This window comes from Vibrio splendidus 12E03 (assembly GCF_000272105.2).
Classification (GTDB): domain Bacteria; phylum Pseudomonadota; class Gammaproteobacteria; order Enterobacterales; family Vibrionaceae; genus Vibrio; species Vibrio splendidus_I.
The window spans coordinates 1-25700 of sequence record NZ_AJZD02000071.1; the positions used below are offsets into that span (position 1 = coordinate 1).

The following is a 25700-nucleotide window of genomic DNA, read 5'->3' on the forward strand; positions in this document are numbered from 1 at the left end:
GTTCGAATCCGTCTCCCTCCACCATATTCTCCTTAATTGGAAAATCGAAAAGCCAACTCATTGAGTTGGCTTTTTTCGTTTCTGAGCTTTATCTCTTGCTAAACGTATCTTCTAAAACAACCCTCAACTTCCTAAACACTAACCCGCTACTACAAATAACTAATCGAGCTAAATCATTCAAACATCAGTGGTCCCATACTTCAGCATGACGCTCACAAACCAGATAAGCAGCGCAGCCTAAACAATTGGTCGATACATGTTCTTCGCATTCATTCGCCATTCTCTGTTTCTGCTGCAAAGTAATCTCAGGCTCCAATACGGGTTCAAAAAACTTTGTCATTACTCCTCACATCCAAATAGAATCAATTGGTTAGCTCTAGGCTAATCCAACCTTTGAGCAACATACATCTCTTAATATTTGTCGTGATGACACACTTCCGCTACTCATGTTCTTTATTGATTCCGCACGTTTCGTCATGTTGACATTGTTCCTTGAATCTAAACACCTTCCCCCCCACCCAAAAAAGCTCAAAACCAATTTCCATGCAGCGACTTATCGATACATATCATTAAAGGCAAAAAAGCCCCTGCTGATTTCTCAGCAGGGGCTTTCTATTATTTGGTGTTATTCCGAATAACTACATCCTATTGATGTTGAGTTAAATCCTGGAGTTAACCTTGAATACCAACAATTAACCAAGGTGCATTGTTAGTTGTTAGGTCACGCTCTAAGTGCCAGATATCAGTGATATCTTCTTCAACGCCATCCGCTGTGTCACGGTAACGACCGCTAAACTGAAGGCTTAGCTGTGCTTTGCTACCATCGTGGTCTGCACGAACGATTTCAGCATCAACGTACATTACGTCAGTGTGCTGATCACCGTCTAGCTTATTACGCTCAGCTTTTAGGTCTTCAAATAGGCTTGGAGATACGTATTCTTCAATTGTGTTTAGTTCGTTGTGATTCCATGCACCTTGCAGTGTACGGTAGTGCTCACGAGAACCATTGATGAATGCCGCTTGATCAAAGCCCGGTGGGTAGTTATGTGGGACATCGCTTTGTGCACCAAAACCGAAACCACCAGCAGCGCCTTGTGGTTGAGGTTGTGCTTGCTCGAAGTTATGAACATTTGGTTGTTGCTTAGGTTGTTCAAACTTGTTCTGACCCATGCCGCCGAATGCTGGCTGTTGGCCACGTGCATTCTGCTGATTCATTGAGCCCTGCTTCGCGCCCAACATTCCACGTAGGAATTTAAACGCTAGGAAAGCAATCAGACCCATGATCAGAATATCCATGAACTGGATACCTTCAAATGCGCCACCAAAGAATGCAGCTAAAAGACCACCAGCAAGTAAGCCACCTAGCAGACCGCCCATAAGGCCTTTCTTGCTAGAGTTAGCTGCTGTGTTCTTACCTGTTTGATCTTGACGGATCGAATTCGTGTTTTGTTGTTTTGGTGCTGGAGCCGTTTTAAAGCTTTTGCCAAATGACTTACCACCACCAAACTTTTTCGCTTCCGCGATTGGCGTCACCGCGACTGTTACCAACAGGATCGCGACTAGTGAGAAAAATCGTTTCATTATTATCCTTTATAATAGGGTTCTTTATCTTTCGACACCTTAATCATACTCGTTAACAAAGAACAATGAAATATTCACCGTGCTTACACATGTATCATAATATTGCAGCTATTAATTGATTACTAAACTAGCGAAGGGATTGACGGCACTCAGGGGCAGCATTAAAATATTGAACGATGTTCATTTAATAGAAAGTACCCATGGCAAGACGAAACGATCATACTCGCGAGCAATTAGTGCAATTAACCTTAAAAACGGTGACCGACTTCTTAGAAGAGCACTCTTATCACGAGCTAAGTCTACGTAAAATCGCCAATATGATTGGTTACGTTCCAAGTACCTTAGTAAATGTATTTGGTAACTACAACCTACTGCTTTTGCATGTGGTCGCTCAAACATTAGATGAACTGGCGTCAGAATCGGCTGCAGCTGTTGAACAATCGAGCAACCCTCAACAAGCTCTATTCAACCTTGCCTACTGCTACCACGATTTTGCACAGAGACACCCACACCGCTGGCAGCTTATCTTCGAGCACAACATGAACGGTGAAAACCTTCCTGAATGGCAGTCAAACCGCATCGATAGAATGACAGGCATGCTAGAGCAGTTGCTCGTAGCGATTGCTCCTGAACATACGAAAAGCGAAGTCGTTAAAGCCAGCCGTGTATTATGGTCTGGAGTACACGGAATTACTCTACTTAGCGTTGATGATAAATTTTTCGCCTCTGAGCCTATTGATGGTAAAGAGCTGATCAATAACCTAGTCTCAAACTACTTAACCAACTGGTAATCGTCCAAGGAAAGATAATGAACAACAGCAGCCAATCTTCGCTGTTAACGCAAAAAAGGTTCCTACCCTACTTTATTACCCAATTTCTAGGAGCCTTTAACGACAACATATTCAAAAATGTCCTGTTACTGTTTGTTGCTTTCGCAAGCGTAGACACGCTGCCTATTTCCAGCAATCTATTCATTAATTTGGCCGCTGGCCTTTTTATTCTGCCCTTCTTCTTATTTTCAGCTTTGGCCGGTGTACTGGCCGACAAATACGAAAAATCGTGGTTTATCCGTAAAGTTAAGCTCCTTGAAGTAGTGATCATGTCACTGGGTGCGATCGGATTCATCTACGAGAGCTACGGAATATTACTTCTGCTTCTGTTCCTTATGGGAACGCAGAGTGCTTTCTTTGGTCCGGTGAAATACGCCCTGCTTCCACAGCAGTTAGAAACAAAAGAACTGGTATCTGGTAACGCTCTCGTCGAGACAGGTACATTCTTAGCGATCCTGATTGGTACTCTAGGCGCAGGCATCATTGCATCTGAAGAAGGCGCGAAGCTCATTGCTGCGGTGTGTATTGTTTCGTTCGCCGTACTGGGCTATGTATCAAGTTGCTTTATCCCACAAGCACCAAGCAATGCACCAGATCTTAAAGTAAAGTGGCAACCTGTAAAACTGACCCGCGCGACACTAGCGATTGCAAAAAAAGATCGCCCGACCTTTCAAGCTCTGATGTCTATCAGCTGGTTCTGGTTCCTTGGTGCGGCTTACCTAACTCAGTTTCCCAACTTCACTAAACTGCATCTAAACGGCACTGAAAGCTCGGTCGCCTTTTTACTGGCACTATTCTCGGTAGGCATTGCAATCGGCTCTTTGGCTTGCGATAAGTTATCGAATCACCGAATTGAAATCGGCATAGTGCCAATGGGCAGCTTAGGTATCTCGATATTCGGCCTTTTGATGGCGATATCCATCCCGGAGTCTTTGCCTGACTTTAGCTCTTTCCACCAATTCGTCACCTATTCAGAACTGTGGCCGCTATTTGCTTACCTTCTTCTATTGGGTATCTCTGGCGGTATCTTTATCGTTCCTCTGTATTCACTGATGCAGTTACGCGCCAAGCCAGATGAACGTGCCCAAGTGATTGCCGGGCTCAATATTTATAACTCACTGTTCATGGTGGGAAGTGCGGTTTTAGGTATTGTTTGCCTTAGTGTTCTAGAGCTTTCAATTCCACAGCTGTTTATCTTGCTCGCGCTGGGCAACACTTTGGTGATGCTGTACCTGTTTTATCAGGTGCCTATCTACGCTTTCCGCTTCTTTACGTGGGTGGTCACTCACACCATGTACCGAGTTAAACATAAGAACTTACATCACCTGCCAGAAAAAGGCGGTGCGTTGATTGTCTGCAATCATGTGAGTTATATGGATGCACTGCTGCTGAGTGCGGTTTGCCCTCGCTTGATCCGTTTTGTGATGGAAGAGGATTACACCAAGTTACCGCCAATTCGACGCTTCTTGAAAAGAGCTGGGGTGATTCCAATCTCCGCGACCAACCGCAACTCGATTCGAAACGCTTTCAAAGAAGTAGAGCGTGCGCTACATGAAGGTCACATTGTGTGTATTTTCCCAGAAGGAAAGCTCACCTCTGATGGCGAAGTGGCTGAGTTCATGCGTGGTATGGAGCTGATCATCAAACGTTCCCCTGTCCCTGTGATTCCAATGGCTCTCAAAGGGTTATGGGGCAGCTACTTTAGTCGTTACAAAGGCCGTGCCTGCAAAGGGTTACCCACTCGCTTCTGGACCAAGTTAGAGATAGAAGCTGGCGAGCCGATTTCACCTAAACAAGCCTCTTGTGAAACGCTTCGACAGTCAGTCTCTGACCTTCGCGGATCACTACGCTAGTTAACCAGCCTTTTATTCATATCAGTTGAACAAGCGTTAAGTTTTCCTTAACGTTTGTTCAATTCATTTAGACTTACTTATCATTTTATTGAACGTATAGTGGTCTCATCACAATAACACCACAACAAAACAAGACTCTAAATACAATGAACCTAAAAAAGTCCGTTCCATTTTATCTTGCTGCACTGTTTTGCTTAACGCCTTGGGTTAGCTCACCGACAGCCCTGGTTATCGGTTTCCTGCTTGCTAGTTTAGGATTAGTCCCTGAACACTTGGAAGTCGGCAAACTTACCAAAAAGCTACTGGCCTACTCTATTGTTGGCTTGGGTTTTGGTATTCAGTTTGAAAAAGCATTAGCAGTAACAGGCGATGGTATTGGGCTAATTGTAACGACCATCATTGGTACATTAGTCATTGGTTGGTTCTTGGCTAAACGAATGGGGCTAGACCGCACTACGGGCTATCTTATCTCTTCTGGTACCGCGATTTGTGGTGGTAGCGCGATAGCAGCAGTGGCACCCGCGATCAAAGCAGACGATGAACAAATTGGCTTAGCATTAGCTACTGTATTCGTGTTGAACTCTGTAGCCCTATTCTTATTCCCGATGATTGGCCACGCGCTTGAGTTAAGCCAACAAACATTTGGTACTTGGGCCGCCATTGCGATTCACGATACATCTTCTGTGGTAGGTGCAGCTTCGGCTTATGGTGAAGAAGCACTGACGACAGCGACCACATTGAAGCTCGCTCGCGCACTTTGGATCATCCCAATCGCTTTAATCAGTGCGATGCTCTTCAAGAACGATCAAAAGAAGATTACGGTTCCCTACTTCATTTTCTTCTATTGCGCCGCTATCGCGGTGAGTGACTTACTGCCACAATTTGAGATGGTCTATCAAGGAATCTTTGATGTGTCTAAGCGAGCACTGGTAGTGTGTCTGTTCTTAATTGGCTGTGGTATTTCAGTTGAGAAATTAAAAGCGGCAGGGCCGAAACCACTGATGTTTGGTATTACAATGTGGGTCATGATCTCAACAGGTTCTTTGGCGTGGTTAACTCTCGCCTAGCCCGCATAGAAATGCTTTAGATGGTTGTTCGGTTACCTAGACACTCAGGTTAGCGAGCAACAAAACAAAAAGGCAAAACTCCAATGGGCTTTGCCTTTATCGTTTGTGGTAAGGGTATTCTTTGTTGTAACAATCACGAATCAAACAGGGGCTTATCACTCTTCTTACTCTCTCTTTTCATTAAAACAAGTACCACAACCAACACAAATGCGGTGAGCTCAGCCAACGAACGAGTCAACCCTGACGAGATGACCGCTTGGCCTATCTGCAGTAAAACCGCAATGATGAGGGCAATTTTCATAATAAGACCTTATTCTATAATCCGTTATTTATATGGCTTATTATGATGGATGGTTATAAAGATAATAAATTCTGTTTTGAACTATCTAATTGCTAAATTAACTAACCGCCTGCCAACTTAATCACCTAACAACTTAATCACCTAACAACTTAGTCACCTAACAACTGAATCACCTAACAGCTTCGCAAATAACGTCGAGGTAAGCGCTTACCTTTAACTCCTATGCTGAGACAACCACTGTGCCAACCCAGCGCGTGAGACCTTAATACCCTGTTGTTCTTGCTTAGGCATTCGATAATACTCAACAGGAAATTTGAACCGTTCAAGACGACCAGTCAATTGCTCGATAAACCATTCTTTAGTTGGTAAATCAGTACAATCTACAATAGCGACAGGTCGGAATCCGAACTCATCGTCTTCAATAGGAACAATAAAAGACTGGTTAACCTCAGACAATTGGTTGAGTGCTCGCTCAATCTCCTCGCAATGAATGTTCTCGCCACCAGAAATAAACTGATTGTCGGCGCGACCAATAATCGACACTTGTCCGCCTATCCACTCACCAAGATCTTTGCTATCGAACCAGCCATTCTCATCAACTAAGGACGTTAATTTACCTTGGTGGTAATAACCGGAAGCGAGCGTCTCGCCGCCAATAAAGATACGTTGTTCTTCAATTTTTAGTTGGCGATGGCTAAGGACAAAACCGGCCGTGCTACTGGCATCAACGGGCTTCGCAGTCACTGTTGAAGCCGCTTCTGTCATGCCGTAGCCAAGCCATGTTTCGATACCCATGTGTTGAGCTTCAAGCCCAAGAGCTTCTGGAATATGGCTACCACCCAAAAGTACATGAGTTAAAGTAAGTGCTTGCTTACTCTTTAGTAATCGATGTAGCTGCGTAGCCACTAATGAAGCGTGACTGCAACCTTCGATGTCGGTTTCAAGCTGACCTGTGCCTATTTTGATGCAACCACCTGCCGCTAACCAACGATGAACTATCGCCAGCCCCGACACATGGTACATAGGTAAACTCAGTAACCAAGTGTCACCTTGTTCAAAGTTGAAAACATCTAGTAACCCCTGAGCTGAACATAAGTGTTGCTGCAACGTGTGAGCCACCGCTTTCGGGTTTCCGGTAGAGCCAGAAGTGAATACGATGCTCGCTAGATTTTGCGGATTGAAGTTGGAGTATTGAGATGCCGTTATCCGATTATCATCACCATCGACCTTCACTTCATTTAAGCAAGATAAGGTCACCAACTGAGTATTCAAATCGACAGTCTCTGATTGCTCTATCCCGCTACTGTCCAAAAGCCAAAGGTAGTTTTGTTGACCTGCTTGATTTAAGGAATCGAGCTTTTTCTTCAGGCGTAAGCGAGGTTGAGGCATGGTGAAAGCGCAAATAACACCCAAATTGAGTGCGGCAAAATAAGCAGGAATCACTTCAGCTTGGTTCTTACCGACAATCGTTAGGACATCACCTTCAGATAGGCCTTGATGAGATAGCTGTTGTTGGTACTCACTCACGAGCACAGACACTTGCTGCCAAGTATAAGTGTGGTGAGTAGTCACTAACGCTGTTTGATGTGGGTTTTGCTGCGCCCACTGTACCCAAAGCGGGTGATGATTAGATTGTGGGCGCATCATAAGATAACCAAGTTATAGGTTGAAAACGGTCTAAGCCAATCGAACGATCAGCTTAAGAAGACCAAATCAACTGTTGTTGTTCAAGAGTAGAAACCGGAAGCTGACAACCTGGCCAGGAGACTTCGAGTTGTTGTTGATACAAACCAATAGTATCAAGCCCCGGCACTTCATTTGGTAAGTATTGTTGCGCTAATCGTGCAATCTGAGTTAAGCCAAGGCTCGACTCAATACTTGAGCTTAATACAGGCTTAATGCCAAGCTGCTGTGCACGCTCAATGATTGCCACACAACGCTCGACAGAACCAATAAGAGTTGGCTTGATCACGACTGCTTTAACACCAGTCAGGTCGCTAAGATCAAATTCTGGGCTGCGCACCGCTTCTTGCAGTGTTTCGTCCCACGCAATCGCTACGCCGTGGTCGATGGCAAATGCCAAACTGTCTTCTGGCTTCTGACAAGGCTCTTCAATAAAGCTTATGCGCTGACGCAGTGACGGCGAAATGTATTTAATGAATTGCTTCGCTTTCTCTGGCTTCCACGCGCGGTTGGCGTCAAGTCTTAAGGTTAAATCAGGGATCGACTCAAGGAATAAGCTCACCAACATACCATCACGAATCGCTTCGTAGAGACCGACTTTCACTTTGGCAACCTTCTCGCCTTTCATCTCATTCAGCACCGGAATCAATTCATCTGGATCGCCTGTACACAACGGTGCCGCTTGGTAGTTACCTTGAGCGTTGAGTTCGCCTCGTAATTCCATCATCGCCATTGAAAAGCCAAACGCGACAGAAGGATACAGCTCGTCGAAAGGCGTTTGAGACTTATTGTGGCTCCAAAGCTCTAATTCGTGTTGAAGCTGAATGCCAGCTTGTTCGGCATCTTCTTGGCTAAAACCGGGCAAAGGCGCAACTTCGCCAAAACCAGTTTTACCATCACACTCAAGTTGGATGATATAGCCAACGCGTTCGTTCAACTTATTGTTACGAAGAACCACGCCACTATCCATAGGTAATTGATAACGGTAAAGTTTAGCGTGACGCTGAGAATTCACTGAGTTCATAAAGTTTCCTAAAAAACGGGGAACATCAAAACAAAACGAGCCGCTATTAGCGACTCATTTTGAAGAGGAGAAAGACTATGGATTACGCGGGAACTTGTCGAAGTCCGGTCGACGTTTCTCGTTGAATGCGTTGCGGCCTTCTTGGCCTTCTTCTGTCATGTAGAACATCATGGTTGCGTTACCCGCCAACTCTTGAAGACCGGCTTGGCCATCACAGTCTGCGTTTAGTGCAGCTTTCAAGCAACGCAGCGCCATTGGGCTGTGTTGAAGCACTTCACGACACCAACGAACTGTCTCTTTTTCTAGGTCAGCGACAGGAACAACGGTGTTTACAAGGCCCATGTCCAGTGCTTCTTGTGCATCGTAGAAGCGGCACAAGAACCAGATTTCACGCGCTTTCTTTTGACCAACGATACGAGCCATGTAAGAAGCACCCCAACCGCCATCGAAAGAACCCACTTTAGGACCCGTCTGACCGAACTGCGCGTTTTCAGCGGCAATAGTAAGGTCTGCCATCATGTGAAGTACATGACCGCCGCCTACAGCCCAACCCGATACCGCTGCGATAACTGGTTTTGGACAAGTACGAATTTGACGTTGGAAATCAAGTACGTTCAGGTGGTGTGTACCTGAATCATCTTGGTAGCCGCCGTAGTCACCACGAATACTTTGGTCACCACCAGAACAGAACGCCTTCTCACCAAGACCCGTCAAAATGATTACGCCTACTTTCTCGTCGTAACGAGCGTCAGCCAGTGCATTGATCATCTCTTTTACGGTTTGTGGACGGAACGCATTGTGGACTTGAGGACGCGCAATCGTGATTTTTGCAATACCATCGTCAGATTTGTGGTACTGAATATCTTCGAATTGACTGCTTTCATCGCTCCAGTTAACTGCCGCGTAAAGTTCTTCTTCTGTGATGCCTACTGTTTTAGCCATGGTGATTCCCATTGTTCTATTAGAGACCACGACTAACGAGTAGTCGTGACGGTGTTGCTCTGCTTTTGATAGTGCTTGATACGAGAGAATCGCTCAGTCAGATTAACGACGACTGGCGATACATTGGATGATCAGGTTGGCAAACAGCTCGGGTTGTTCAAAATGAACATTATGACCCGCGTAATCCACCTGACTATATTCAAAGCCACTATTCTCAGCTAGCTCCATGAATTTACGATCTTTTTCTCCACATACATAATGCAATAAATGCTCATGAGATTTCAATGTGGCACGTAAATCCGGTTGCTTAGCTAACGAAGTAGATAACAACATATTTGCTACGGATACTCCAAGGTTACCACTACGCTTTATGACCAAAGTTTGTCTTTGCTCATGATTTAGTGAAGAAAAGACGCTTTGTTGATACCAATCGTCTAAAACATCTTCAATCGACTGCTGTGCAAAGCGAACAGCCCATTGCGTATCATGTACTAACCTTTGTGCTCTTTCTTCATCACATTCCAAGCCAAAGTTGCCACCTTCAATGATGACTTTCTCTAGGTTGAGTGTCTCAAAGCAAGGGCTGGTCACCCCATACATAGCGAGCCTTCCGCCCATAGAATACCCAATCACTACGATAGGATAATCGGCAGGAAGATCGTTGAGAGCCAGTTGGGATGTGATGCACTGGACAATTTTCTTGCAGCAATGGTCAAACCCTACCGGATCGATAAAGCGACTTTGTCCGTGTCCGGGTAAATCTATGCAAAGGAGAGGAAAATCCTCGAGGAATGGATGACATGCACTCCAATCATCCCCGCTTCCGAGTAAACCATGTAAGAAAACAAGTAAAGGTTTGTCAGAAGAATCTTGTACAGCTGGGTAATAATCGGAGTAAAGCATGTAAAGTCCTTAGGCTAATGCCTCGGTGAGCATTGAACTGAATTGTTTCAGCAAAGTAGACGCTTGTTCGGGAGGCGTCTTAACTTCCACGAGCAAGGTACCCTGACCCTGTTCGAAATGTTGTTCGATAATGGTTTGATAGCAATTCAAGGTTTCTGGCGCAGCGTACCCCAACTGGAATTGCGCAGCAGCGTGTTCAAAACTGAAACCATGAGGCATTTGGTAAAGTGACTGTTTCTGTTGTTCTGGTACCGGCAATAAATCAAAGATCGCACCGCCATCATTGTTGGTCACAACAATAACCATCGGCGTTAAGTTATGAGTCAGCAGAGCCAGTGAGTTGAGGTCGTAAAGCAAAGAAGTATCGCCAATCAACATTATCAAGGGGTTCTGGTTAGCTTTTACCACGCCCGCAGCCGTTGCTACCAAGCCATCAATGCCCGATGCGCCACGATTACTGTAAACTTGATTTGCAGATATTGATGACAGCATATCCACCAGCCTTACCATCAAGCTATTTCCCACAAATAGCTCTCTGTCTTTAAGTCTAGTCGACAAGTCAACTGCAACGCTCAACTCGGTCAGTTGGTCATTATTGGATATTTGCGCCAATGCCAATTGTTGAACCGTATTCGCGATTTCGACCAAAGGTGCTGCCCAACCTGCATGTTGACCTAACAAGGTGGGTAAATGCTGCTCAGACAACCATTGTTCGATGTTTACGACGATATGGGTTTGAGGCAGATGGTCTTGATTTATACGGTGCGCATCAGGTGAAACCACGACATATTGCGTGCAATCGAACCAAGCCGCTTGTGACTTAACCCATTGGTTTAATCGCTTAGAAACAATGCGCTCACCAAACTGAAGAATGAAATCACACTGGTTGAGTTGCTCTTTGACTGAGTCACCCTGTAACCACAGATCATAATGCTTCCAATCACTGCTCACGCCCGATTGGGGATCACAGAAAATTGGCCAGCCCAAAGCCGAAGCAAACTGCTGCGCTTTTGTTGCCGCTCCTTTATCAATCGAACCAATAATCACCGCACCTTTACGCGCTAGGTAATCGCCCGGCGCTATCGGCTGTACAGTCAAATGGTTGGGTAAATAGGTATTAGAATACGGGCTTGTTGACGAGCTCCACCCAGCGATACTGTTAGTGTAGTCAGCATACATGTCAGCACTGTTCTTAGAATAGAGCGGCTCTGGGAACGGACAATTGATGTGAATCGCACCGCCCACATTGCGTTGTTTCGCAAGCGCGCTATCAACCGATGATAGAAGCCAATTCAAAGAAATCTGTGTGGTTGGGCTTGGCAGGTTTAAAGCACTTTCTACATGGGAAGAAAAGATACCATGCTGCTGAATCGCTTGATTAGCACCACAGTCGACCAAGTCGATGGGTCTATCAGAGGTCAGTAAGATCAGTTTCTCTCGTGTCAGCCCAGATTCAGCCGTCGCAGGAAGCAAATTCGCCACAGCAGTTCCTGATGTCACAATCACCGCAACTGGCTTATCACTTGCTTTTGCTAAACCTAAAGCTAAGAATCCAAGACCACGCTCATCAAAGTGCGTGTGTAAGGTTAACTTGGAGTTGGCTTCAGCTTCGAGAGTTAACGGCGTTGAGCGAGAGCCCGGCGCAACACAAACATGTTCAACGCCATTGCGTGCAAGCTCTTCAAGTAACGTGTGACACCAAACTCTGTTTAATACGGCTTGGTCATGATTCATGACGCGACACCCAATGGAGGGTGATCTGAAATTAAGCTAAGCAGAGTAGACATCTTCTTGTTCAGCTCTTGCCATTCATGTTCAGCAACCGATCCCGGCACGATCCCCGCGCCAGCAAACAGTTGTACTTGATCGTTTACAATCAAGGCGCTTCGAATCGCCACGCAGAATTCCGCTCGCTGATGACTGATATAGCCTACAGACCCTGCATACCAACCTCTAGCAAACGGTTCGTGTTCAAGAATGAAATCCATCGCCTCTTTACGCGGTAAACCCGCCACCGCAGCAGTCGGCTGTAATGCAGCAAGCAACTGCACACCGTTAACGCCATTATTAAGCTGAGCGTGGATATTACGCTTAAGATGCTGCACCTTACGCAAGCGCACAAGACGCGTATCCTTTTCAACATGGACCGTTTGAGAATGAGGAGTAAGGCGCTCAATGATGTCATCTACCACATACTGGTTCTCATTGAGGTTTTTACTGTCTTGAGAAAGCCAGTTGGCCAGTTCCATATCCTCAGTTGCGTTCTCTCCGCGACCAATGGTTCCAGCAAGCGCTTCGGTATCAAGCTCAGTACCATGTCGGCTATATAAGCGCTCAGGCGTCGAGCCAATGAAGCTGTGTTTAGAATCCAGCACCAACATGAAATGAAAGCTGTGATGGTTTTGCAGGTAGCTGGCCTTGAGTAATTGAGCTGCGCAGATAGGCGCATCGAGCTGCAGTGTGGTTTTACGCGCTAAAACGACTTTTTTGTACTCTTCGTCGCTAATGCCTTGCAGCACTTTATCGACAAGGTTGCCCCACTGCTCTCTTTCTGGAACGTGATTAATTTGCTCAATATGGGCAGACAAAGGCGCTAATATCGCGGCTTCAACAGAAAGCTTATTCAAAGCATTAATAGAAGAAACACGATCAGGGGACAAATTAACCGCCAGCGACCAAGTATTGTCAAAGCGGATCAATTCAACCTGAGGAAGGAAGAAAAACGATTCCATGCAGCGGCGGTTCTTTGCGGTATGCCCATCAAATGAACGTCCACCCCAAATTCGTTGGTCTTCACCAAGAATTGCGTACGCGGGAGCAGGATCAGAAAAAGTGTGCAGTTGACCGAGCGCGACGACCTCTTCACGAGTGTCACGTGACTGCCAGTAGAACTTAGGAAAGAGCGGTTGAGCATGAAGCCATTCTATAAATGCAAACGATGGTTTTTGCGTTAGAACTTCAACACAACGAACTTCGCTTGCTTGGGCATTTTGTACTCGCTCAATCAAAGCGGAGATAGTTTGCTGGAAATGTGACAAATCGACCTCGTTCACATCTAAATTATTATTATATTAGTTTGATACTTTATGGGCAGTACCCACTTAGATCAAGAATGTACTATATCTTTTCAACATTCCTGTGATTTTAAGCGATCCCGCCCCTTTATTCATCTTAGCCAATAACCAAGAAAGCGATTAATTAAAATTTAGAAAAGAGTGACAACAAAAAGGCTAAACGTGACACTGAAATGCGACATTCATCAGATTTTTATTCTATCAAACGCCATTTTGCGGTACTTTAATAAAGTATTTAAATTAATTTCAGGAAATCGGCAATGCAAAATATCGGGATGTCGTCAAAACTCAACAGCGTATGCTACGAAATCAGGGGGCCTGTACTCAAACATGCTAAGCGCATGGAAGAAGAAGGGCATAAAATACTGAAGCTTAATATTGGTAACCCCGCCCCATTTGGTTTTGACGCCCCTGATGAAATCCTTGTTGACGTCATCCGTAACCTACCGACATCTCAAGGTTACTGCGACTCAAAAGGCATCTATTCAGCCCGCAAAGCGGTTGTTCAGCACTACCAGAAAAAAGGCCTACGTAACCTTGATGTAGAAGACGTTTACATTGGTAACGGCGCATCAGAGCTTATCGTTATGTCTATGCAAGCGCTACTGGATAATGGTGATGAAATCTTAGTTCCCGCTCCGGACTACCCACTATGGACAGCGTCTGTTGCGCTTTCTGGTGGTACACCGGTTCACTACATGTGTGATGAAGATGCTGATTGGTATCCAGATTTAGACGACATGCGCGCGAAGATCTCACCAAAGACGCGCGGCATCGTTCTTATCAACCCGAACAATCCAACAGGCGCGGTTTACAGCCGTGATTTCCTATTACAAGTGGTTGAGATTGCTCGTGAGCACGGTTTGATCATCTTCGCCGATGAAATCTACGACAAAGTACTTTACGACGGTGCGGTACACACTTCAGTGGCAACGCTTGCTGAAGATGTATTAATGGTGACGTTCAACGGCCTATCTAAAGCTTATCGCGTATGTGGTTTCCGTGGTGGTTGGATGTTCTTAACAGGCCCTAAACACCTAGCGAAAGGCTATGTAGAAGGGCTAGAAATGCTGGCCTCAATGCGTTTGTGCGCCAACGTTCCGATGCAGCATGCCATCCAAACCGCACTCGGTGGCTATCAGAGCATCAATGAGCTGATTCTTCCTGGCGGTCGACTGCTTGAACAGCGCGACCGTGCATGGGAACTGATCAACAAGATCCCTGGCGTTTCTTGTGTGAAACCGAAAGGCGCAATGTACCTGTTCCCTAAAATCGACACCAAGATGTACAACATCAAAGACGATCAGAAGTTTGTACTCGACTTCCTTAAGCAAGAGAAGGTGTTATTGGTTCAAGGTACTGGCTTCAACTGGCCGAAACCGGATCACTTCCGCATAGTGACTCTGCCGCACATCGAAGATCTAGAAATCGCGATTGGTCGTCTAGAGCGCTTCTTACAGACCTACAGTCAAGACGACCTCATCGAAGGTTAATGAGCACAAAGAAAGATGGCTACAATTTGCTGTTTTAAAAGACTTTAATTTGTATTCATTCGCTTCTATGCTTAAGAGGCTCCTGTTTAGGAGCCTTTTTCGTACCCGCTGTCTCGCACTATTTGTGAGAAAACTATTGCGAGTGGAGCACAGTTTAGAAAGGACGATTATGAAACAAAGCCATTTCTTTGCCCATCTAGCACGCATGAAGCTTATCCAGCGTTGGCCTCTCATGCGTTCAATCTCAAGCGAAAACATTTCAGAGCATAGCCTACAGGTTGCTTTCGTCGCCCATGCCTTGGCACTTATCAAAAACAAGAAATTTGATGGCAAACTCAATCCAGAGCACATAGCCCTGCTTGGTATGTACCATGACACCAGTGAGGTACTGACTGGAGATCTACCAACGCCGGTTAAATACTACAATCCAGACATTGCACAAGAGTATAAGAAGATAGAAGCCGCAGCAGAACAAAGACTGCTTTCGATGTTGCCAGAAGAGTTCCGAGACGACTTCGCCCCCTTCTTAATATCTGGTACTGCGAGTAAAGAAGAGCAAAGCATCGTCAAGCAAGCAGATACTATCTGTGCTTATTTGAAATGCTTGGAAGAGCTCAGTGCGGGCAACCATGAATACGAGCAAGCCAAGCGCCGATTAGAAGAAACACTCGAACAACGCAAAAGCCCTGAAATGGACTATTTTCTCACCACATTTGCGCCGAGCTTCGAATTATCACTAGACGAGATAAGCTAGCTGGGTATAAGTTGTTTTTAATTAGCTAAATAAAATCAATTTGATAGGTGCTATTTTGAATTCTCAACTCGAACCACCCTTTGTACTCGAACAAGAATGGCAGCATCGAAATGACGATGAACACAAAATAAGACGTGATGATCATCGCAGCCCGTATCAGCGTGACCGTGCACGCGTGCTTCACTCTGCTGCCTTCCGCCGCTTACAAGCGAAAACCCAGATCCATGGCACCACGGTCAACGACTTTCACCGAACGCGCCTTACTCACTCTCTTGAGGCCGCTCAGCTTGGCACCGGTATCGTCGCTCAACTGAAGAAAAAGCAGCCCGAATTTCGAGACCTATTACCCTCAGACAGCTTGATTGATTCACTGTGTTTAGCTCACGACATCGGTCATCCTCCCTATGGACATGGCGGTGAAGTCGCACTCAACTACATGATGCGCGACCACGGCGGCTTTGAGGGCAACGCTCAAACGTTTCGCATTGTCACACAGCTAGAACCCTACACTGAGCATCACGGGATGAACCTATCTCGACGCACTTTGTTAGGTCTGATTAAGTACCCTTCTCTGCTGAGTGAGGTTCAAGCCAAATTGCACTCTGAGCCCGTTAAGCATCAACGACAGCTCCGAGCTAAAGATTGGATGCCAGCAAAAGGCATCTACGATCATGATGAAGAGTTGTTTAACTGGGTACTGGAGCCGCTTTCAAGCAGCGACCAACAGCTTCTAAAACAGAAAAGAAAAACACACACCGAGCCACTTGAGCACAACAAGACCAAATATAAGTCGCTAGATTGTTCGATTATGGAGTTGGCTGATGACATCGCGTATGGCGTGCATGATTTAGAAGATGCGATTGTACTTGGCTCTGTGACCAAAGCTCAGTGGGTCGAATCGGCTTACCCTCAACTGAAAGAGATAGCCGACCCATGGATTTGTGAACACCTAGATTCTATTACAGAAATGCTGTTCTCTGGTGAACAGTATCGTCGAAAGGATGCGATTGGTGGGATAGTCAACGCACTGTTAACCAGTATCTCGATTAAGCGCATGGATGCTAACTTTGAGAATGTGCTTTTGGCTTATAATGCGGTACTTGAACCGAGCATGGACGGCACACTCGATAAGCTGAAACACTTTGTCAGCGAGTTCGTGATTCAAGTTCCGCAGGTTCAGGTGATCGAATACAAAGGCCAACAGATCATCATGGATATGTTTGAAGCATTCAGCGCTGATCCTGAACGTTTGTTGCCACTGCCCATCAAGAAGCAATGGCTACAGCATGACGATGAATCGAGAAAGATGCGCGTGATAGCCGACTACATCTCATCAATGACCGATGATCTTGCGCAGAAAATGCATCAGCAATTGTTCTCGGCTCATACTGAGTTTTAATTTCTGACTCGTGCTAGTGAAACGGCTTAATCTTAATCTAAGTAGTTTTTCTCAAACACGCCCGGCGGCATTTGATTGATTTGAAACTGAATCATCTGGTCAAATGCCGTTAGCAAAGGGCTAAAGTCTCGGTCATTTTCTAACAAGCTCAACAGGTGATAACCCGCCTCTACAGTCGAAAGGCTGTTTTCACTTGGCGCTTTGCGAATTCGGTAATTACCCTTGAGATCTTTCGGCAAGTGAACCGTGTTCAATGCATGCAAGTTACTCGATACTTGCCACATCTTGAAGGCCTTTTTCCACGTACCATCCAATAAAATCACACGCAGCTTCTTATTAGGACATGTCGCCGACTCAACTGAAACAGAGTTTTCGCTTGGGTATAAAATCACATGTTGGTACTGTTCATCGCACAACAATGCGTTGAGTTGTTCATTCTCTGAAAAGTCTTCACCAACAAGCGTCACGCTGTTATTTAGAGATAACGAGAGAATACGCGCTGTTCCCATCGGGCGATGCTCTTCTGATGGGTGCTGAAGAATGATAAGCTCAACATTCGATTCGAGTGGCGTAACCCACTGACATATACAAGCTTTCAAAGCCTTGCTGCATTGGCGGCAATAACGAGACATGGATTTAATGTGTACCCTGTTTTAATTTTCACTTCACTTTTATGCGTCTTATTCCAACTAGAGCCTGTGCAGGCTTGGGTAGTTTGGGATAAAAATGCGATCGCCGATGGGCAATGGTGGCGGATCCTAACAGGAAACTTTTCACATACCAACTACTTGCACCTGCTGATGAATCTAGCCGGCTTATGGATCATCAGTTATCTGTTTCAACCCAATAAAAAACAACTGCTCAGCGCATTGCTTTTCATTAGTTTAGTCACTGGATTCGCTCTGTTACTGTCGAGTATTCAAATCTATGTTGGCTTATCGGGAACATTACATGGGTTGTTTGGCTTATTCGCTCTCAATGAAGCGCTGAGCGGCAGGAAGTCAAGCTGGCTTCTAGTGTTGGGGTTAATAGCTAAAATAGCTTGCGAGCAGCTTGTTGGCCCTTCTAGCACGACTGGCGAACTGATTAATGCTCGTGTCGCCATTGAAGCCCACCTAGCAGGTGCACTGGCTGGAGGCTTCATGGCTGTCGTGTTATTTATAACGGATAGAAAAACGAATCAAAGCTGAATTCTTTCGCGGTTCTTTTCAACCGTCGCTTCACCTATCCCTTTGACACTCACCAAATCATCAGCAGTAGTAAATGCCCCGTTCTGATCTCTGTAATCGACGATTTCTTTGGCTTTCTTGTCACCCACGCCAACCAATAGTGCTGAAAGTTCTTCTGCCGTCGCGGTATTGATGTTGACCGTAATCTCAATGCCTTCGTAAAGCTCAGCCTTGGTTGGGCTGTCTGCAAACACGGCAGGGCTTAAGAGCATCAGAAATGAAAGAATTAGTGTTGAATATATCGTGCGCATAAATAGTTCCTTTGTTCAAAAAACGTAACTTATGCATTTGCCGCGCTAGATAACACAATCACCAGACAAAAATAAAGCGGGTCACCTAAGTGACCCGCTTCGTTATACATCTTATTTTCATCAGCTTGTTTGTTGGCTCACAAATCTGAATTAGAGCCTAACAATCATGTGTTGATTCCCAGTAGTAAGCTCTAACTTGAGCTTGCTACTGAGGGAATCAAACGCTTACTGACCTTGACCCACTACGTAGTATTCAACGTCTGCGTTTTTACGCAGTACGTTTAATACGTTAGTCAAGTCTTGCTGGTTACCAACTCGCTCCAACTGTGCACCAATTTGAGTGCTGTAAGCTGGGTTGATCTCAGCCGTTACTTTAGAAAGCTCAACAACAACGATGTTACCGTCTTGGTCTTTAGATTGACCGAACACAGCTTGACCTGCTTCTGGTTTCGCTAGAGCGAATACAGATGCCGCTAATGGCGAGTTACGGTCAATCGTTTCAAGTTCAGTGAACTCAAGGTTGTTGTCCGCTAGTACTGCTTCATTGCCTTGCTCAAGTTCATTCACTAGAGAAACACCTAGCTCAACCGCTTGTTGCTCTGCTTGTACAGCAGACAGCGCAGCGACAACTTGAGCTTTCACTTCAGCTAGAGGAAGAACTGTCTCATCACGAGTCTCTTCTACACGAACAACAATTACGTGCTCAGGTGCAACTTCGATAACTTCCGAGTTCAGACCATCTTCTTTCACTTCAGGGCTCAAGATTGCTTGCATAACTGCAGGCGTCATCAGAACTTCTGGAGCGTCAACTTGAGAGATGAAATCTGTCGTTGTGATCTTAGCGTTGATAGCTTCTGCAGAATCATCTAGAGAATCTGGGAATTCAAACGCTACTTTTTCTAGCTCAGTTTGCTGCTCGTAGAACTGGTCTACAGCGTGCTGGTCTAGTAGTTCTTGCTTGATCTCTGCCGCTACTTCTGAGTAAGGCTGAGCTTGAGACGCTTTTAGTTCGTCTAGCTTGATGATGTGGTAGCCGAAATCAGATTTAACTAGGCCAGTCGTATCGCCAATATTCTCAAGAGCGAAAGCCGCGTCTTCGAATGCTGGGTCCATAACATCACGTTCAATCCAACCCAAGTCACCGCCAACATCTGCACTACCGAAGTCGTCAGATTTCTCTTCCGCTAGCGTAGCAAAATCAGCGCCTGCATTTAGCTCGTCTAGGATTGACTGAGCTTTCGCTTCGTCATCGCCTTGAACTAGGATGTGGCTAACTTTACGTTGCTCTTCAGTTGAGTACTTGTCTAGGTGCTCTTGATAGTATTTCTGAGCTTCTTCATCACTAACTTCAAGCTGAGACTTAAGTGCTTCAGCAGAAAGCTCGATGTAAGACACCTTAGCTTGCTCTGGACGAGTGTAAGCTGCTGGGTTCTCAGTGTAGTACTGTTCGATCTGTTCGTCAGTTAGCTCGATGTCTTTCGCTAAGTCAGCAACAGAAAGAGTCACTGTGCGAATGTCACGAGTTTGAGCAATAAGCTTGCTTTGCGTATCGATCTCACCTTGAAGAACGAATTCGCTGCCTTGTAGAGCAGTAACAAGCTGGTTGCGCATTAGATCACGACGCATGTATTCAGCGAAACTTTCTGCGCTGAAACCTGCACGACGTAATGCCGATTGGTAAACTTCTTGGTCGAATTGACCAGCCGTTTGGAATTGAGGCATTTCTAGAATCATGGTACGGATTTGAGTGTCACTGATTCGTAGACCTAGAGACTCAGCTTGCTGCTCAAGTAGAACGTCATTGATCATGCGATCAAGAACTGATTTACGGAAAGACTCTACGTATGCAGGGTCTGCAAGCATTTGAGCAAAGTAATCGCCTAGTTGAGACTGCATGCGATTACGTTCGTTTTGGTAAGCCTGTTCGAACTCACCACGAGCAATTTCTGTGTTGCCAACTTTAGCTGCTGCGTTGTTACCGCCACCGGTGATGTAGCTGCCTACACCTGCGAATACGAATGACAGGATAATCAACCCAAGGATAATTTTTACCGCGATGCTATTCACGCCTTCGCGTAATCGATCCATCATAATTTAAGTGCTCTCCGGATATGAAGCATTGGCTTCAAAATAAAAATCTATTCACGCGATATTATCAGAAAAAGAAATGCGCATCAGTAGGATGCGCATAATTTAAATAAGTTCAATGTGCTTTGTCCACATACTGTCTGAGAATGAAACATCATTTTTCAAACAGTAAACGCATTTTACTGCCTTCCCCTCTTAAATGGAGGTTTCAGCAGTGAAAATTAGTTACATGCGTCTTTAAGTGCTTTACCCGCTTTGAAGCCAGGTACTTTAGCTTCTGCGATTTGGATCTCTTCACCAGTTTTTGGGTTACGACCTGTACGAGCAGCACGAGTACGAACACTGAAAGTACCAAAGCCAACAAGTGCAACTTGGTCGCCTGATTGTAGCGTTGTGCCAACTGCTTCGATGAATGCGTCTAGAGCGCGGCCAGCTGAAGCTTTAGAGATGTCTGCGTTTTCTGCGATTGATTCTACTAGTTGTGTTTTATTCACTGTTTTTCCCCTATGTGTCATCTGTGACTACTTCTCGATGACTGTACGTTCCATTTTGGTTTTAATTTAGCCGCAAGCCTTATTGCAAAAGGGCTGCCGCTTTGTTCAATAACTTAGCGTCCAAAAAAAACGCTGACAAGCCTTTTCGAGCCTATCAGCGTAATTCTTTACTTATTTTTGCTATGCATCACTATTTTTTCACGTCAAACTCGACCCCTGACGGATCTCGTTCTAGCGCGACTTTGAGTACTTCATCAATCCACTGAACCGGGATCACCTTCAAGTCAGCGATTACGTTGTCTGGAATCTCTTCCAAATCACGCTCATTGTCTTTAGGAATCAGTACAGTTTTAATGCCGCCACGGTGTGCTGCAAGCAGTTTTTCTTTCAAGCCACCGATAGGTAAAACTTCACCACGAAGGGTAATTTCACCTGTCATACCGACCTCAGCTTTAACAGGGTTACCCGTCAAGCTAGACACTAGTGCAGTACACATTGCGATACCCGCACTCGGGCCATCTTTCGGTGTTGCACCTTCTGGTACGTGAACGTGAATATCGCGCTTTTCGTAGAAATCTGAGTTAATACCCAGTTTTTCTGCACGAGAACGAACCACAGTCATTGCCGCTTGGATCGATTCTTTCATCACATCGCCAAGTGAACCGGTTTGCGTTAGCTTACCTTTACCCGGCATTGCTTCAGTTTCAATAGTCAGTAGATCACCACCGACTTGAGTCCAAGCTAAACCAGTTACTTGACCAATACGGTTGCTTTCATCCGCTTTACCGAAGTCATGACGTTGAACGCCTAAGTACTCTTTCAGGTTATCAATGTTAACCGTTACAGACTTAAGGTCGCTGTCTAGCAAGATGTTCTTCACTGCTTTACGACAGATCTTAGAGATTTCACGCTCTAGGCTACGCACACCCGCTTCACGCGTGTAGTAACGAATGATGCCGATGATTGCAGAGTCTTCGATCTCAATCTCATGAGGCTTAAGACCGTTGCGTTGAACTTGCTTGTCCAATAGGTGGCTCTTAGCAATGTTCAGCTTTTCATCTTCTGTGTAACCAGACAGGCGAATCACTTCCATACGGTCCAGCAGTGGGCCAGGAATGTCCATTGAGTTAGACGTTGCCACGAACATCACATCAGACAGATCGTAATCGACTTCTAGATAGTGATCGTTGAATGCATTGTTTTGCTCAGGGTCTAGAACTTCTAGAAGCGCTGAAGATGGGTCGCCACGCATATCAGAGGACATCTTATCGATTTCATCTAATAGGAACAGTGGGTTCTTAACGCCAACTTTAGACATCTTCTGGATTAATTTACCCGGAAGTGAACCGATGTACGTACGACGGTGACCACGAATCTCAGCTTCATCACGAACGCCACCTAGTGCCATACGTGTGTACTTACGACCCGTTGCCGCAGCAATCGAACGACCTAGTGAGGTTTTACCTACACCAGGAGGACCTACAAGACAAAGGATTGGGCCTTTTAGCTTGTTGATACGGTTTTGTACTGCCAAGTACTCAAGAATACGTTCTTTAACACGCTCTAAGCCGTAGTGATCTTCGTTTAAGATCTCTTCCGCTTTCGCTAAATTCTTTTTAACTTTTGAACGCTTAGCCCAAGGAACGCCAACCATCCAATCAATGTAGCTACGTACTACTGTTGCTTCAGCAGACATTGGCGACATCATTTTCAGTTTTTGCAGTTCTTGCTCAGTTTTCTCACGAGCTTCTTGAGGCATCTTAGAATCTTCGATCTTCTTCTTCAGAGTCTCGAATTCATCAGGTGCGTCGTCCATCTCGCCAAGTTCTTTCTGAATCGCTTTCATTTGCTCATTCAGGTAGTACTCACGCTGAGATTTTTCCATCTGCTTCTTAACGCGGCCACGGATGCGTTTTTCAACTTGCAGGATGTCAATTTCTGACTCCATTTGGCCCATCAAGAATTCCAGACGTTCAGTTACATCTAAGATCTCTAGAACGTGCTGCTTGTCTACCAGTTTAAGTGGCATGTGCGCAGCAATCGTATCAGCAAGGCGAGCTGCCTCATCAATACCGTTCAGAGACGTTAGAACCTCTGGTGGAATCTTTTTGTTCAGCTTAATAAAGCCTTCGAATTGATTGATCGCACTACGAACAACCACTTCTTGTTCTTTTTCGTCAAGTTCTGAGGTAACAACGTATTCGGCATCCGCTAGGAAGAATTCACTTTCTTTGAATTGGTGAATTTTTGCACGCTGCTGACCTTCAACAAGTACTTTAACCGTACCATCAGGGAGCTTTAGTAACTGAAGAATAGTAGCGACTGTACCTACGTTAAATAGGTCGTCGATTGAAGGCTCATCAGTGTCCGCTTCTTTCTGCGCTACAAGTAGTACTTGTTTGTTAGCTTCCATTGCCGATTCAAGGCATGTAATCGATTTTTCACGACCGACAAACAATGGAATAACCATGTGTGGGTAAACCACTACATCACGTAGAGGTAGCACGGGGATTTCGATACGCTCGGAACGTTCCAAGTTCATATATTTCTCTCTTCCGCTTTAACTTATAAAGCAGTATATGGGGCTTAAACGACTGGATTCAATGGAAGAATAAAAAAAAGGAGGTAATTGCTTACCTCCTTTTTCAATTTGAGTGACTTGTCTAAAAAAGACCTACTCTGCAACAGCTGCTTGGTTGTCTGAGTTGCTGTAAATCAACAGTGGTTCTGACTCACCATTAATTACCGACTCATCAATCACAACCTTGCTTACATCAGTTGAAGATGGCAGTTCATACATAGTTTCTAGTAGAACACCCTCCAAAATAGAGCGTAGACCACGAGCACCTGTTTTACGGTTCATTGCTTTCTTAGCAATTGCGCGTAGGGCGTCTTCACGGAATTCTAGCTCTGTATCCTCAAGCTCAAATAATGCTGCGTACTGTTTTGTCAGTGCATTCTTTGGCTCACATAGGATTTGGATTAGCGCTTCTTCATCAAGCTCTGTCAGTGTAGTTGTCACAGGTAGACGACCAATGAATTCTGGAATCAGACCATATTTCACTAGATCTTCAGGTTCTACTTGAGTGAACAATTCACCGATAGTTTTGGTTTCGTCTTTTGAACGCACTTCTGCGCCAAAGCCGATACCTGAACCTGTTTCTACACGCTGTTCAATCACTTTATCTAGGCCTGCAAACGCACCACCACAGATAAATAGGATCTTAGACGTGTCCACTTGCAAGAACTCTTGCTGTGGATGCTTACGACCACCTTGAGGTGGAACTGAAGCAACTGTACCTTCAACAAGTTTTAGTAGAGCTTGCTGTACACCTTCACCAGACACGTCACGCGTGATTGATGGGTTTTCAGCTTTACGAGAAATCTTGTCGATTTCATCGATGTAAACAATGCCGCGTTCCGCTTTCGCTACGTCGTAATCACACTTCTGAAGCAACTTCTGGATGATGTTTTCAACATCTTCGCCCACGTAACCTGCTTCGGTTAGTGTTGTTGCATCTGCCATTGTGAAAGGAACGTCTAGGAAACGAGCCAATGTTTCAGCCAGTAGTGTTTTACCACTACCAGTAGGACCGATAAGAAGAATGTTACTCTTACCTAGCTCTACGCCTTCAGCTGTCGTATCACCATTACGTAAACGCTTGTAGTGGTTATAAACTGCAACTGCTAGCACTTTCTTCGCGTATTCTTGACCGATTACATAGTCGTCAAGATGCTCACGAATCTCACGCGGCGTTGGCAGCGATTCCGATTCTTTCTTAGGAAGAACATCTTTAATTTCTTCACGAATAATGTCGTTACAAAGATCGACACATTCATCACAAATGTAAACAGAAGGACCTGCGATTAACTTGCGAACTTCGTGTTGGCTTTTGCCACAGAAAGAGCAGTAAAGCAGTTTACCGCTACCACCCTCTTTGCTTTTATCTGTCATTCGCTAACCTCTTAGCCTTAACTCTCTATGCTTGAGTGTATATCAATTTGAATCACTTTGCGTTAAACAATTGCCCTGCAATTATTGACCGCGGTGATTAAGAACTGAATCCACTAAGCCGTATTCTACTGCTTGATCAGCAGACATGAAGTTATCACGATCTGTATCGCGCTCAACAACTTCTAAAGGCTGACCAGTGTGCTCTGCCAATAGTTTGTTTAGCTTTTGTTTGATCGTTAGGATCTCTTGCGCGTGAATTTGAATATCAGACGCTTGGCCTTGGAAGCCGCCAAGTGGCTGGTGAATCATTACACGTGAGTTTGGAAGCACGTGACGCTTACCAGGAGTACCACCCGCTAGTAAGAATGCACCCATAGAGCAAGCTTGACCCATACATACTGTGCTCACGTTTGGCTTGATGAACTGCATTGTGTCGTAGATAGACATACCTGCTGTTACGCTACCGCCAGGTGAGTTGATGTAAAGATAGATATCTTTGTCTGGGTTTTCTGATTCCAAGAAAAGCAGTTGAGCCACGACAAGATTTGCCATGTGGTCTTCCACTTGACCTGTTAAGAAAATGATACGTTCTTTTAATAGACGAGAATAAATATCGTAAGAACGTTCACCACGGGAAGTCTGTTCAACCACCATAGGAACTAGTGCGTCCATAATCGATGGCATTGTATTTTTTTCTTGGTAGCTCATATTCTTATGTCCCTAAAATAAATGGCCCGAATGATTAAATCATACGGACCATTGTTAGCAGAATTGTTGAC

At 45.1% G+C, this 25700-nt stretch carries 23 protein-coding genes; 7 read left to right on the forward strand and 16 right to left on the reverse strand.

What is annotated here, in order from left to right; all coding sequences use genetic code 11:
- Positions 1-184: 184 nt before the first annotated feature.
- Positions 185-340: a hypothetical protein gene (locus A142_RS25070; protein ID WP_162926809.1), complete on the reverse strand. Its 156-nt coding sequence runs from the start codon at positions 338-340 to the stop codon at positions 185-187.
- 332 nt (positions 341-672) lie between these two features.
- Positions 673-1581: a Tim44 domain-containing protein gene (locus tag A142_RS06560; protein ID WP_019824753.1), complete on the reverse strand. Its 909-nt coding sequence runs from the start codon at positions 1579-1581 to the stop codon at positions 673-675.
- A gap of 200 nt (positions 1582-1781) precedes the next feature.
- On the opposite strand from A142_RS06560, the gene A142_RS06565 reads away from it, so the two are divergent.
- The 3 genes from A142_RS06565 to A142_RS06575 all read left to right on the forward strand — a co-directional run bounded on the left by A142_RS06565 (position 1782) and on the right by A142_RS06575 (position 5331).
- Positions 1782-2372: a TetR/AcrR family transcriptional regulator gene (locus A142_RS06565; protein WP_017064073.1), complete on the forward strand. Its 591-nt coding sequence runs from the start codon at positions 1782-1784 to the stop codon at positions 2370-2372.
- A gap of 17 nt (positions 2373-2389) precedes the next feature.
- Positions 2390-4264 (forward strand): MFS transporter, encoded by a 1875-nt coding sequence (locus A142_RS06570; protein ID WP_019824756.1) that lies wholly within the window; start codon positions 2390-2392, stop codon positions 4262-4264.
- A gap of 146 nt (positions 4265-4410) precedes the next feature.
- Positions 4411-5331: a YeiH family protein gene (locus A142_RS06575; RefSeq protein WP_029405617.1), complete on the forward strand. Its 921-nt coding sequence runs from the start codon at positions 4411-4413 to the stop codon at positions 5329-5331.
- Between the two features lie 133 nt (positions 5332-5464).
- Here the strand turns inward: A142_RS06575 and A142_RS25075 are convergent, their stop codons facing one another.
- The 7 genes from A142_RS25075 to A142_RS06605 form a co-directional block, all read right to left on the reverse strand.
- Entirely contained in the window at positions 5465-5632 is a 168-nt protein-coding gene (locus A142_RS25075; RefSeq protein WP_017056955.1) for a hypothetical protein, read from the reverse strand.
- 213 nt (positions 5633-5845) lie between these two features.
- A complete protein-coding gene (gene menE / locus A142_RS06580) occupies positions 5846-7279 on the reverse strand; it encodes an o-succinylbenzoate--CoA ligase (protein ID WP_019824759.1) in 1434 nt (477 codons plus the stop codon).
- Between the two features lie 52 nt (positions 7280-7331).
- A complete protein-coding gene (gene menC / locus A142_RS06585) occupies positions 7332-8339 on the reverse strand; it encodes an o-succinylbenzoate synthase (RefSeq protein WP_019824761.1) in 1008 nt (335 codons plus the stop codon).
- Between the two features lie 75 nt (positions 8340-8414).
- Entirely contained in the window at positions 8415-9281 is an 867-nt protein-coding gene (gene menB / locus A142_RS06590; protein ID WP_029222208.1) for a 1,4-dihydroxy-2-naphthoyl-CoA synthase, read from the reverse strand.
- A 102-nt stretch (positions 9282-9383) separates the two neighbouring features.
- Positions 9384-10184, reverse strand: a complete 801-nt coding sequence (menH, locus tag A142_RS06595; RefSeq protein ID WP_019824764.1) for a 2-succinyl-6-hydroxy-2,4-cyclohexadiene-1-carboxylate synthase — start codon at positions 10182-10184, stop codon at positions 9384-9386.
- A gap of 9 nt (positions 10185-10193) precedes the next feature.
- On the reverse strand, positions 10194-11918 hold the full coding sequence (menD, locus tag A142_RS06600; protein WP_019824766.1) for a 2-succinyl-5-enolpyruvyl-6-hydroxy-3-cyclohexene-1-carboxylic-acid synthase: 1725 nt from the start codon (positions 11916-11918) through the stop codon (positions 10194-10196).
- The gene (locus A142_RS06605) at positions 11915-13222 is read right to left on the reverse strand and encodes an isochorismate synthase (protein WP_029405618.1); all 1308 of its coding nucleotides are present in this window, start codon (positions 13220-13222) and stop codon (positions 11915-11917) included. Before A142_RS06605 ends, menD begins: the two co-directional genes overlap by 4 nt.
- 296 nt (positions 13223-13518) lie before the next feature.
- On the opposite strand from A142_RS06605, the gene A142_RS06610 reads away from it, so the two are divergent.
- From A142_RS06610 to A142_RS06620, 3 genes are all read left to right on the forward strand, one after another.
- Positions 13519-14751 (forward strand): pyridoxal phosphate-dependent aminotransferase, encoded by a 1233-nt coding sequence (locus A142_RS06610; RefSeq protein WP_019824769.1) that lies wholly within the window; start codon positions 13519-13521, stop codon positions 14749-14751.
- 169 nt (positions 14752-14920) lie between these two features.
- Positions 14921-15505 carry a 5'-deoxynucleotidase gene (gene yfbR / locus A142_RS06615; RefSeq protein ID WP_019824771.1) on the forward strand — a complete coding sequence of 195 codons (585 nt, stop codon included), beginning with the start codon at positions 14921-14923 and terminating at the stop codon, positions 15503-15505.
- A gap of 55 nt (positions 15506-15560) precedes the next feature.
- Positions 15561-16904 carry an anti-phage deoxyguanosine triphosphatase gene (locus tag A142_RS06620; RefSeq protein WP_019824773.1) on the forward strand — a complete coding sequence of 448 codons (1344 nt, stop codon included), beginning with the start codon at positions 15561-15563 and terminating at the stop codon, positions 16902-16904.
- A gap of 32 nt (positions 16905-16936) precedes the next feature.
- On the opposite strand, the gene A142_RS06625 is transcribed toward A142_RS06620, so the two are convergent.
- Positions 16937-17536, reverse strand: coding sequence for a tRNA-uridine aminocarboxypropyltransferase (locus A142_RS06625; protein WP_019824775.1), 600 nt, complete (start codon positions 17534-17536; stop codon positions 16937-16939).
- A gap of 9 nt (positions 17537-17545) precedes the next feature.
- Between A142_RS06625 and rrtA the strand changes: the two genes are divergently transcribed.
- Positions 17546-18094, forward strand: coding sequence for a rhombosortase (gene rrtA / locus A142_RS06630; RefSeq protein WP_019824777.1), 549 nt, complete (start codon positions 17546-17548; stop codon positions 18092-18094).
- On the opposite strand, the gene A142_RS06635 is transcribed toward rrtA, so the two are convergent.
- From A142_RS06635 to clpP, 6 genes are all read right to left on the reverse strand, one after another.
- Complete coding sequence (locus A142_RS06635; RefSeq protein ID WP_017060617.1) at positions 18085-18384, reverse strand: ComEA family DNA-binding protein; 300 nt, start codon at positions 18382-18384, stop codon at positions 18085-18087. The two genes, rrtA and A142_RS06635, sit on opposite strands and share 10 nt — an antisense overlap.
- Positions 18385-18609: 225 nt before the next feature.
- Positions 18610-20475 carry a peptidylprolyl isomerase gene (gene ppiD / locus A142_RS06640; protein WP_019824780.1) on the reverse strand — a complete coding sequence of 622 codons (1866 nt, stop codon included), beginning with the start codon at positions 20473-20475 and terminating at the stop codon, positions 18610-18612.
- A gap of 218 nt (positions 20476-20693) precedes the next feature.
- On the reverse strand, positions 20694-20987 hold the full coding sequence (locus A142_RS06645) for an HU family DNA-binding protein (RefSeq protein WP_012604504.1): 294 nt from the start codon (positions 20985-20987) through the stop codon (positions 20694-20696).
- A gap of 169 nt (positions 20988-21156) precedes the next feature.
- The gene (gene lon, locus A142_RS06650; protein WP_019824784.1) at positions 21157-23508 is read right to left on the reverse strand and encodes an endopeptidase La; all 2352 of its coding nucleotides are present in this window, start codon (positions 23506-23508) and stop codon (positions 21157-21159) included.
- 132 nt (positions 23509-23640) lie between these two features.
- Complete coding sequence (clpX, locus tag A142_RS06655) at positions 23641-24921, reverse strand: ATP-dependent protease ATP-binding subunit ClpX (protein ID WP_009847283.1); 1281 nt, start codon at positions 24919-24921, stop codon at positions 23641-23643.
- 81 nt (positions 24922-25002) lie between these two features.
- Positions 25003-25629, reverse strand: a complete 627-nt coding sequence (clpP, locus tag A142_RS06660; RefSeq protein ID WP_004736080.1) for an ATP-dependent Clp endopeptidase proteolytic subunit ClpP — start codon at positions 25627-25629, stop codon at positions 25003-25005.
- Positions 25630-25700: the final 71 nt, after the last annotated feature.